The 10,875-nt window shown below is 43.4% G+C and carries 11 protein-coding genes; all 11 read left to right on the top strand.

Features of this window, described 5'->3' with window-relative positions:
* Positions 1-132 precede the first annotated feature (132 nt).
* A complete protein-coding gene (locus WMO25_RS08725; RefSeq protein WP_349085017.1) occupies positions 133-975 on the top strand; it encodes a LysR substrate-binding domain-containing protein in 843 nt (280 codons plus the stop codon).
* 59 nt (positions 976-1,034) lie between these two features.
* Positions 1,035-1,445, top strand: coding sequence for a MaoC family dehydratase (locus WMO25_RS08730; protein WP_215632721.1), 411 nt, complete (start codon positions 1,035-1,037; stop codon positions 1,443-1,445).
* Positions 1,446-1,497: 52 nt separating this feature from the next.
* A complete protein-coding gene (locus WMO25_RS08735; RefSeq protein WP_349085019.1) occupies positions 1,498-2,907 on the top strand; it encodes a GntP family permease in 1,410 nt (469 codons plus the stop codon).
* A gap of 416 nt (positions 2,908-3,323) precedes the next feature.
* Positions 3,324-4,526, top strand: coding sequence for a class I SAM-dependent rRNA methyltransferase (locus tag WMO25_RS08740; RefSeq protein ID WP_349085021.1), 1,203 nt, complete (start codon positions 3,324-3,326; stop codon positions 4,524-4,526).
* Positions 4,527-4,535: 9 nt separating this feature from the next.
* The gene (locus tag WMO25_RS08745) at positions 4,536-5,888 is read left to right on the top strand and encodes a bifunctional folylpolyglutamate synthase/dihydrofolate synthase (protein ID WP_349085023.1); all 1,353 of its coding nucleotides are present in this window, start codon (positions 4,536-4,538) and stop codon (positions 5,886-5,888) included.
* Entirely contained in the window at positions 5,863-6,345 is a 483-nt protein-coding gene (locus WMO25_RS08750) for an HD domain-containing protein (protein ID WP_349085024.1), read from the top strand. Before WMO25_RS08745 ends, WMO25_RS08750 begins: the two co-directional genes overlap by 26 nt.
* A 13-nt stretch (positions 6,346-6,358) precedes the next feature.
* Entirely contained in the window at positions 6,359-7,168 is an 810-nt protein-coding gene (gene folP, locus WMO25_RS08755; protein ID WP_250797334.1) for a dihydropteroate synthase, read from the top strand.
* Positions 7,169-7,218: 50 nt separating this feature from the next.
* Positions 7,219-8,043: a 2-amino-4-hydroxy-6-hydroxymethyldihydropteridine diphosphokinase gene (gene folK, locus WMO25_RS08760; protein ID WP_349085026.1), complete on the top strand. Its 825-nt coding sequence runs from the start codon at positions 7,219-7,221 to the stop codon at positions 8,041-8,043.
* A 30-nt stretch (positions 8,044-8,073) separates the two neighbouring features.
* Positions 8,074-9,213 carry a bifunctional chorismate mutase/prephenate dehydratase gene (locus WMO25_RS08765; RefSeq protein WP_349085028.1) on the top strand — a complete coding sequence of 380 codons (1,140 nt, stop codon included), beginning with the start codon at positions 8,074-8,076 and terminating at the stop codon, positions 9,211-9,213.
* A gap of 11 nt (positions 9,214-9,224) precedes the next feature.
* Positions 9,225-10,760, top strand: coding sequence for a Ppx/GppA phosphatase family protein (locus WMO25_RS08770; RefSeq protein WP_349085029.1), 1,536 nt, complete (start codon positions 9,225-9,227; stop codon positions 10,758-10,760).
* 4 nt (positions 10,761-10,764) lie between these two features.
* Positions 10,765-10,875, top strand: a 111-nt coding sequence (locus tag WMO25_RS08775) for a hypothetical protein (RefSeq protein WP_349085031.1), incomplete at its 3' end; no start/stop codon positions are given.

Below are 10,875 nucleotides of genomic sequence, written 5' to 3' on the forward strand. Positions count from 1 at the left end.
CTACCTTGACAATCAGCGATAATTGGATTATACTTTTTTATATAAATTTTATGTTTAGCGAATGACATCATGATGGACGGTGTAATTTTTTTGTATTTCTCACTAAAGAGGAAGAGAGGAACAGGATGTATTATGAATTTGAAGCATTTATCGTATTTTGTGGATATATCAAAGCGTGAAAGTTTTACTAAAGCGGCAGACGATATTTATGTTTCACAGTCTGCATTAAGTAAATCGGTGAAATCATTGGAACAGGAATTGAATGTCACATTGATTGACCGTACAAGTAAGAGTTTTAATCTGACAGAAGAAGGCAGGATTCTTTATGTTGAAGGAGAGAAATTGCTGCAATATATAGATGAAAGTCAGGATGAGATTATAGAGAAGATACATCGAAGCAGGAGAAGACTCAGAATAGGTGTTCCGCCGGTTATTTCAACTGTTTATTTCAGCCAACTTTTATTTCGTTTTATCAAACAGTATCCTAATATTGAACTAGAAATCTCGGAAGTTGGTGCGAATATTGTCCAGAATCAGATAAATGCGGGAAACATTGACATCGGTGTTGTTATTTTACCTATTATTAATTCAGATAATTATCATATCATTCCGGCGATGTCCTCGGATAATGCATTGATTGTTAATAAAGATCATCCTTTGGCCAGCCGTGATGAAGTCGATTTCAAGGAATTGGAACATGAAGATTTTCTGATATTAGATAGAACCTATATGCTCCATGACAGGATCATCAAGAATTGTGAAATTGCAGGATTTTATCCTCATATTACAACAGAGAGTTCCCAGTGGGATTTCCTGGCAGAGATGGTTGCTTACAATCAGGGCATCAGTATTTTGCCTGTTCCGATTATGAAGAGATTTTATTCCAGTGACAGAATTAAGATGATCCGCCTGAAAGAACCGGAATTCCCGTGGAACATTGCTATGATTTTCAAGAAGGAGAAATCGTACAGATAGGGATATTTGTTGTTAAGGCGTAAAAAGGGAGAATAATCTATAAAAAGGAGGGTATGATTATGACAATTCAGGAAATGAAGATTGGTGATCATGCAAGTGTAACTAAAACTGTTTCAGAAACAGATGTTTATCTCTTTGCTGGTATTACAGGTGATTTAAATCCGGCACATACCAATGAGGTAGCTGCTTCTAAGACAATGTTTAAGACAAGAATCGCACACGGTATGCTGGGTGCAGGTTTTATTTCTGCAGTACTTGGCATGTACTTGCCGGGTCCGGGAACAATCTACATGGGTCAGGAGCTGAAGTTCACTAAGCCGGTTCATATTGGTGATACTGTTACAGCTACTGCTACAGTTGAAGAGATCATTCTTGAGAAGAACAGAGTGATCCTGGATACTACAGTTGTTAATCAAGATGGCGAAGTCGTTATCAAAGGTAAAGCAACTGTTATGCCTCCAAAGGCTTGATCTTGCGGAGAAACTGCTTAGAAGAATTACATAAATAAGGGGAGAGAAAATTATGTTATCAGTATTGGCGATTGTTATATCATTGGTATTGTTGATTTATTTGGGTTATAAAGGATGGTCTATCGTCCTTCTTGCACCGATTCTTGCTCTGCTTGCAGCTGTTCTGACTGCAATCGTTACAGGTGGTGAATTCCACATTCTTGCAACTTATACGGAAGTATTTATGACTAACATGGCTGGTTATGTTAAGAGCTACTTCCCATTCTTCCTGCTCGGTGCTATTTTCGGTACTGTAATGGATCAGTCTGGTTCAGCTATGGCGATCGCAGATTTTATCTTTGATAAGCTTGGTAAAGGTAAAGAGGCATTAGCTGTTGTTCTTGCTTGTGCAGTTATCACATATGGTGGTGTATCTCTGTTCGTAGCAGCATTTGCTATTTACCCAATCGGCGCTGTACTTTTCAGAAAAGCTGGTATTCCAAAGCGTTTCCTTCCAGGATGTATCGCTCTTGGTGCTTTTACATTCACAATGACAGCTATTCCGGGTACACCTCAGATTCAGAATACAATTCCTATGAAGTATTTCGGTACAGACGTTTTCGCAGCTCCTATTCTTGGTATTATCGCAGCCCTGATCATGTTCATTGGTGGTATGGCTTGGCTGACAACACGTATCAAACATGCAATGGCTAAGGGTGAAGGCTATGGTGATCATCCAAACGAAACACTGGCTCAGATCGACCATTCTAATCTGCCATCCTTTGGTACAGCTATTATCCCGGTTATCGCAGTTATCGTTGTTAACTTCGTATTATCCAAGGTTGTATTTGTTGCTGCAAATGCAGACAAGTATGCTTATCTGGAAGGTAAACCATACAACACAGCACTTGCTTCTGTAGCTGGTACATGGGCACTTGTTATTGCTTTGATCGTTGGTATTATTCTCGTTATTATCTTCAATGCGAAGAGATTCAAGAAAGGTATCGTTGAGACATTAAAAGAAGGTGTTTCCGGTTCTTTCCTTGCAGTTATGAATACAGCATCTGAGGTTGGTTACGGTAACGTTGTTAAGACACTTGCTGGTTATGAAATCCTTGCTCATGCAATGCTGGCATTATCAGCAGGCAATCCGCTGGTTGGTGGTGCGATTTCTACATCTGTTCTTGCCGGTGTTACAGGTTCTGCTTCCGGTGGTATGTCTATCGCTCTTGCAACATTCGCAGATACATTTAGCAAACAGGCAGAAGCAATGGGTATCAGCCACGAAGTACTGCATAGAGTAGTTGCTGTTGCTTCCGGTGGTATGGATACTCTGCCTCATAACGGCGCCGTTATCACGCTGCTTGCAGTAACAGGTATGACACATAAGGAATCTTATGTTGATATCGGTATGAATACAGTTATCATTCCTTTACTCTCTTGTGTAGTTATCATTATCCTTGGTTCAATTGGTATCTGCTAATCCAGGAAAAGGACAAATCTGTTTTTGACAGATGATGCATATGAATATGATAAAAACTGTCGCTTTGACGAGCAATCGTTGGGCGGCAGTTTTTTATGTGCAGAATTTATTTCCAGACGGCGGTGCGTGATCTGAATATATTGTCGATGGAAAAACGAAGCGGTCCTATTTATGTAGCCGGCCGGGAGACGGTCACGTGGCACAGAACTGACTCTGCAGTTTGTACTTGTCTCATCCGGCCGTAAAGAATGTATTTTTCTTCATTAACAGTCTATGCATCAGGAGGTGTATTTTATACATACAAATAACTTGATTATCCTGAAAATAAATGGTAAAGTTGTACATGACATCATAAGATCAAAATGGCGCGAAGTTTTTTACGCCTTTAAGTAAAAGAATATACAGGAGTAGATAAAATGGGACAGGCAGTGGTTGTATTAAAAAAAGGTGAAGGCCGCACGTTGAAGGCCGGCGGTATGTGGGTCTATGACAATGAGATCGCATCGGTAACAGGCAGTTATGAAGATGGTGACATGGTCATCGTCAGGGATTTTGATGGTTATCCTATGGGCCGTGGTTTTATCAATCGTCATTCTAAGATCAGGGTTCGTTTAATGACGCGTCATATAGAGCAGGAAATTGACCGTGAATTTTTAAAGGGAAGACTTCAGACGGCTTGGGATTACCGTAAGAAAGTCACAGATATTTCCAGCTGCAGACTGGTATTCGGGGAAGCTGATTTTCTTCCGGGACTGGTGGTTGATAAGTTTTCTGACGTGTTGGTTGTACAGGTGACAGCCCTTGGAATGGATCGAATGAAGCTTGAGATTGTCGATCTGTTGAAAGAGATTCTGATGGCAGATGGCATTGAGATAAAGGGTGTGTATGAGAGAAGCGACGGTAAGTATCGTGATCAGGAGGGTATGGAGCGCATTAAAGATTTTATTGGTGAACCTTTTGACACAGATGTTCCGATTATGGAGAATGGTGTGCGATATATTGTTGATGTGAAGGATGGTCAGAAGACAGGCTTTTTCCTGGATCAGAAATACAATCGATTGGCAATTCAGAAATTATGCAGAGGGGCGAGAGTACTGGACTGCTTTACACATACAGGCTCCTTCGCATTAAATGCAGGGATTGCAGGTGCAGCGGAGGTTACAGGTGTGGATGCATCGGAGTTGGCGGTGCATCAGGCAGAAGAGAATGCTGCTTTGAATAAGCTGCAGGATACCGTGCATTTTCAGTGTGCAGATGTTTTTAATCTGCTGCCGGAGTTGGAGAAGCAGGGAGAGAAATACGATGTTGTTATTTTGGATCCGCCGGCCTTTACGAAATCAAGAAATTCTGTTAAGCATGCGATGAAAGGATACAGAGAGAGTAACATGCGTGGTATGAAGCTGGTCAAAGACGGCGGATTTCTTGCCACATGTTCATGTTCGCATTTTATGACGTATGAGCTGTTTACAGAGATGCTGCATCAGGCGGCAAGAAGTGTACATAAGCGTCTACGTCAGATTGAATATCGCACACAGGCAGCAGATCACCCAATTTTATGGTCTGCAGATGAGTCTTATTATTTGAAATTTTACATTTTCCAGGTAGTGGATGAGAAATAGAGGCCGGACATGAATTATGAGGAAGCAATAAGTTATATAGAAAAAGTGAGCTGCAGCGGAATTATGCCAGGGCTGGTGAGAATCCAGGCACTGCTGGAAAAAACGGGACATCCTGAAATGGACTGCAATGTGATTCATGTGGCCGGGACGAATGGAAAGGGGTCTGTATGCACCTATATTGCTTCTATACTAATGCAGGCCGGATATAAGGTCGGACGCTATGTTTCACCGACACTTTTTGATTATAGAGAGCGTATTCAGGTCAACGGAGAATGGATATCCAGGAAGGATACGGCCTACTGGATGAGCCGGGTGCGGGAAGTCGATGAGCGGATGCAGTCAGAGGGGATAGAAGGCGCTTCTGCCTTTGAACAGGAAACGGTAATGGCCTTTTTGTACTTCAAAGCCATGGCATGTGACTTTGTTGTACTTGAGACAGGAATGGGCGGAAGGCTGGATGCGACCAATGTAGTGCCCAAGCCGGTATTATCAGTTGTTACATCTATAGGCATGGATCATATGCATTTTCTTGGGAATACGATTGAAGCGATCGCAGTTGAGAAGGGTGGCATTATTAAAGAGAAAAGACCGGTGGTGATTGGGGCCGGCAGGCAGAAGGCTGTTGACACCCTGATACGGATCAGCTTGGAAAGACAAAGTGAATATGCGGTAGTCGGGGCTGAAGATGTCCACATGACGTATGCGGATCTCTTCGGAGGCCAGCAGTTCGACTTTGGATCTTATAAAGAGCTTCAGACCCGGATGGTCGGCAGGTGTCAGCCGTGGAATGCAGCGATTGCTGTAAAGGCGGTTGAGATGCTGGGCAAGATGACAGCAACGGATTGTCCGGTACAGTTGGATGTCCTTCCAAAAGATGTGTTGAGTGAGCAGGTGGTCAGGAAAGGCATCGCATCTGCTTACTGGCAGGGACGGTTTGAGGTAATGGAGAAAAATCCGTCACTGATAATTGATGGGGCCCATAATCCGGATGGTGTACAGAGTCTTGTGGATTCTATGAAAGCATATTTGTCAGATAAGCTTGTTATTCTTGTTATGGGTGTTTTTGCAGACAAAGATTACAGACAGATGCTTGAGATGGTTTCAGATTGTTCTGATACATTGATTGCTTTTAAACCGGATAATCCAAGAGGACTTGCTGCCGAACAGCTTAAAGAGGCAGCGGAGCCGTTTTTTAAGCGAACCTTAGCAGCGAAGAGCCAGGCGGAGGCCCTTGCAATTGCCAGGAAGATCGGAGAAGGTAATCATGCGATTGTATGTTTTGGTTCGTTATCGACAATGGCGGGGTGGTACCAATTAACAGGAAGGAAATCTTTAGATGAAGAATATAGACAGAATTATTAATCATCCGCTGTTTATCATGTCCATGAAGAAGATTCATGACTATGAAATTGACCGGGTATTTTGCTGCCATGGAATTGAACACAGTCTTGATGTGGCCAGAGTGGCATATATTACAAATCTGGAGCAGAATCTTGGTTTTCAGAAGGAAATGATCTATGCTGCTGCGCTGCTGCATGATATCGGAAGATGGCGACAGTATGAGAAGAATATACCTCATGAGGAGGCCGGTGCTGCCCTTGCAGCATATATCCTGGAAGACACCGCTTTCAGTAAGGAAGCAATAGGGCAGATCTTGGCGGCTATCGGCAGTCATAGAGAGAAAATGGAAATGGAAACAGACAGATTTGCATATTTACTTTATGAGTCTGATAAAAAATCCAGAATATGTTGGCTTTGTGAGGCACAGGACACGTGTTACTGGCCGGAGACACAGAAAAACAGGACAGTCAGCAACTGACAGGAGGCAGAAAATGCAGATAGGCAATAAAATATTTGATACAGAGCATCATACGGCTGTGATGGCCATTTTAAATGTAACACCGGATTCTTTTTCGGATGGCGGCAGCTACAAAAATATGGATGATATCAGACGTCGTGTCAGCCAGATGATCGAGGAAGGCGCTGAAATTATCGATATTGGCGGAGAATCCACAAGACCGGGACATATTCAGATTTCTGACGAAGAAGAGATCTGCAGAGTTGCACCGGTTGTGGCATGTCTCAAGAAAGAATTTGATATTCCGCTTTCGGTGGATACTTACAAATCGGCAGTGGCAGAAGCAGCTATTCAGGCCGGATGTGATCTGATCAATGATATATGGGGGCTTCAATATGATGAAAAGATGGCGGGGCTTATCGCGGATGCAGGCGTTTCCTGCTGTCTGATGCATAACAGGGAAAAGATCGACTACAGAGATTTCCTGCCGGATTGCATGGCAGATATGAGAAAGATTATCGAGACAGCCAAAGTGGCAGGGATAGCAGAGGACAAAATGATTCTGGATCCTGGTGTTGGATTTGGCAAAACGCTGGAACAGAATCTGATGGTTATGAAACATTTGAATGATTTTAATCAGTTTGGCTATCCGGTACTTCTTGGTACTTCAAGGAAGTCTATGATTGGCCTGACCCTTGATTTGCCGGTGGATCAGAGAGTGGAGGGAACAATTACAACTTCCGTGTGGGCTGTGCAGGCACACTATGGCTTCGTGCGTGTGCATGATGTAGCGGCTAATTATCGTGCTGTACGGATGGCCGAAGCAATTATGAATGCACAATAGAGATACGGAATAAGCAGATGTTTTTCAAAGGTTGAAAGGGGCCCTGCATTTTGGATAAGATATGTATACGTAGATTGGAAGTATATGCCCATCATGGTGTTTATGAAGAAGAGAAACGACTGGGACAGAAGTTCTATATTACAGTAGAGATGGAACTGGATACAAGAGCAGCAGGTATCAGCGATGATCTTCAGGCATCCGTCAATTACGGGGAAGTTTGCCTGGGAATTGTGGAATGGACGAAGAGTCACAGAAGAAAGCTGATTGAAGCGGCAGCAGAGGATATTGCACATTACCTGCTTGTTCAGTATCCGATGGTCAGAAAGGTGACGGTTGAACTTGAGAAGCCGGGAGCACCGGTTCCCTATGCATTTGATACGGTTCTGGTACATATTGAGAGAAGCAGACATCAGGCTTTCCTTGGTATCGGCAGCAATCTGGGGGATCGTCAGATGAACCTTGCGGCAGCAATCCGGCTTCTGGAGGCAGTGCCGGACATACAGGTGACAAAGCGTTCGCCACTTTATGAGACAGCACCTTACGGATATACGGATCAGCCGCCGTTTCTGAATGGCTGTATTGGCATAGAGACGCTGTATACACCGGAAGAGTTATTGAGGGTGCTGCATGAAATAGAGCATAAGCTGGGCAGAAAACGTGAAATTCACTGGGGACCAAGAACCCTTGATCTGGACATACTTTTTTATGATGATCTGATACTGGATACCCCGGATCTGCATATTCCACATGCAGATATGGCTAACAGAGAATTTGTTCTGCAGCCGTTATCGGATATTGCCGGAGATTTCAGACATCCGGTTATAAATGAGACAGTGAATGCACTGCTTGCGGCATTAAAAAAGCAAAGCAATTAATTACAGTTGAATGAGACAGGGGATGAACAGATGGATTTAGGCGTACTAAGAGATCAGATCGATGATATTGACAAACAGATCATCCGTCTTTTTGAAGAAAGAATGGATGTAGCAGAACAGGTGGCACGTTATAAGATTGGCTGTGGAAAGCCGGTGTATGATCCGGTGAGGGAACGCAGCAAGATTGAAAGAGCCAAAGATATGGCAACAAGCAGTTTCAACGCCCGGGGTGTGGAAACATTATTTAATCAGTTGATGGCCATCAGCCGTGTGCGTCAGTATGAGCTGGTGGCTGAGGCCCATCAGGACAATTTCGGATTTGAGGAATGCAACGGTGACCATGTAGGGGCAAAGGTTGCCTTCCAGGGGGTAGAGGGCGCTTACGGTCATCAGGCGACACTTGGGTATTTTGGCAAAGATGTGGAATGCTATCATGTGAAGACATTTGAGGATGTTATGAAGGAAGTGCATGAGGGGCGTGCTGATTATGGTGTGCTGCCTGTGGAAAATTCGTCAACGGGTATTATTACAGATGTCTATGATCTGATGCATCTGTATGATAACTATATTGTAGGTGAGTATGTTGTGAAGGTTGAACATGCACTGCTGGGCCTTCCGGGAACGGAAATTGACCAGATCAAGACGGTTTATTCTCACCCGCAGGGGCTGCTTCAGTGTAGCAGGTTTCTTGATGAAAAACCGGAATGGGAACAGGTAAGTCTGCAGAATACAGCAGTCAGTGCACAAAAGGTCCTCGTTGAGCAGGACAGAACCCAGGCGGCCATCGCATCACCGGCAGCGGCAGCCATTTATTCATTATCTGTATTAAAAGAAAAGATCAGTGATAATGACAATAATTCCACACGTTTTATCATTATTCGTCACAAGAAAGAATATGTCAAAGGTGCGGACGGTATCAGTATTTCTTTTGAACTGGCGAATGCCCATGAGACCGGAAGTTTGTATCATGCCCTTGGATTTATTATTTATAACAGTCTGAATATGACAAAAATTGAATCAAGACCAATCCAGGGGGACAAATGGCGTTATCGTTTCTTTATTGATTTTGACGGCAATATTGGTGAGGCCCCTGTTCAGGATGCATTAAGAGGAATGGCACAGGAGACCATTAATTTCAAGATACTCGGCAATTATATTCAGGTTGAATAAGGGGGATTGGCATGACGTACAAAACCTTTGCCGCTATTAATGTGGGGTCCGGAGAAGTTAGTATGAAGATCTATGAGATCTCCTCCAAAACAGGAATTCGGGAAATTGACTATGTTCGTTATTATATCGAACTTGGAAGTGATACTTATACAAAAGGTTATATTGAATACGATCTTGTCAGGGAATTGTGTGATGTCCTGGAGGGCTTTTCCACTAAAATGGAAGAGTACAGGGTTGACAGTTATCTGGCCCTCGGCAGCAGTGCACTGATTGAGGCCAGCAATTGTGAATTGATCGTGGATCAGATCCGTGTGCGTACAGGTTTGAAAGTAGAGACTATTGACAATGCGCAGCAGCGTTTTCTGCTGTTGAAATCTGTGGCCCGCGGGATGAGAAATTTTCAACAGCTGATTGATGATGGTGCAGCGATTGTCGATATGGGCTCGGGAAGTCTGCAGATTACGATTTATGATGAGGGCAGACTGATCTATACGCAGAACCTGAAACTTGGATCGCTTCGAATCAGAGAGATTCTGGCAGACCTGGAGGGACAGACGGATAATTTTGTCAACGTCATGGAAGATTATATCGGTAATTATATCGATACATTTTCAAGACTGTTTATGCATGAGCGCAAAGTGCGCCATATTATTGCAGTTGGAGAAGAGATGGAATCCATTGTCAAGATCATCGGCAGTGACGGAAGGAAAAACCATATGGAACGGCATGCTTTTGATGCGGTATGCGGAAGTGTGCTGGCAGCAGGTGAAGAAGAGTTGTCAGCAAAGTACAGTATTCCTTATGAGCTTGCAACCGTCCTGAAACCGGCAATCATTGTTTACAAAAAGATTATTGAGATCTCAGGTGCAGAGAAGATATGGGCGGCAGGCTGTGATCTGTGTGACGGTATGATCGTGGATTATGCGGAAAGGCAGGAACAGATTGAACCGGCGCATTATTTTGCTGAAGATATTATTTCTTATGCAAGGACAGTGGCAGCCCGATATGAGAGCAACAAAGAGCATACGGAGAATGTCGAAAAAACAGCCCTGGCAATATTTGACGGCATCAAAAAGAGAGCAGGACTGGGTCAGCGCGACGGCATTCTTCTGCAGATGGCCTGTATTCTTCATGACTGCGGCAAGTATGTCAATATGCTTGGTGGTACAGATTACAGCTGCGATATTGTTCGTGCGACAGAATTTGTTGGATTGTCGGAACAGGAGAAGAGTATTATTGCTGATACGATCAAATACAATGCATGGCATTATGTGCCGAAGCTGTCTGAATTGAAAGCACCGCTCAACAGAAAAAATTATATTCGCATGCTGAAGCTGGCTGCCATTCTGAGACTGGCAAATGGTATGGACAGAAGTCACAGACAGAAGATCCGAAAAGTCACAACAACTTTCAAAGAAAAGGAACTGATCATCCGTGCAGATACGATTTATGATATTACCCTTGAACAAAGTACAATAGAGAATAAGAGTCATTTCTTCGAAGAAATTTATGGATTTAAGCCTGTGTTGAGAATGAAGAGGAGGTAAGGTCATGAGCAATCAATTTGAACAGCCGGAGAATTATAGGAATCGTGAACTCAGCTGGTTGGAGTTTGATTACAGAGTGCTGAGTGAAGCCAGAGACAAAAGCCTGCCGCTTTTT

It is taken from the genome of Coprococcus intestinihominis (assembly GCF_040096555.1).
GTDB lineage: Bacteria > Bacillota > Clostridia > Lachnospirales > Lachnospiraceae > Coprococcus_A > Coprococcus_A intestinihominis.

Coding starts and splice junctions, on each gene's coding strand:
- WMO25_RS08725 (WP_349085017.1), top strand. CDS start 133: ATGAATTTGAAGCATTTATCGTATTTTGTGGATATATCAAAGCGTGAA.
- WMO25_RS08730 (WP_215632721.1), top strand. CDS start 1,035: ATGACAATTCAGGAAATGAAGATTGGTGATCATGCAAGTGTAACTAAA.
- WMO25_RS08735 (WP_349085019.1), top strand. CDS start 1,498: ATGTTATCAGTATTGGCGATTGTTATATCATTGGTATTGTTGATTTAT.
- WMO25_RS08740 (WP_349085021.1), top strand. CDS start 3,324: ATGGGACAGGCAGTGGTTGTATTAAAAAAAGGTGAAGGCCGCACGTTG.
- WMO25_RS08745 (WP_349085023.1), top strand. CDS start 4,536: ATGAATTATGAGGAAGCAATAAGTTATATAGAAAAAGTGAGCTGCAGC.
- WMO25_RS08750 (WP_349085024.1), top strand. CDS start 5,863: ATGAAGAATATAGACAGAATTATTAATCATCCGCTGTTTATCATGTCC.
- folP (WP_250797334.1), top strand. CDS start 6,359: ATGCAGATAGGCAATAAAATATTTGATACAGAGCATCATACGGCTGTG.
- WMO25_RS08765 (WP_349085028.1), top strand. CDS start 8,074: ATGGATTTAGGCGTACTAAGAGATCAGATCGATGATATTGACAAACAG.
- WMO25_RS08770 (WP_349085029.1), top strand. CDS start 9,225: ATGACGTACAAAACCTTTGCCGCTATTAATGTGGGGTCCGGAGAAGTT.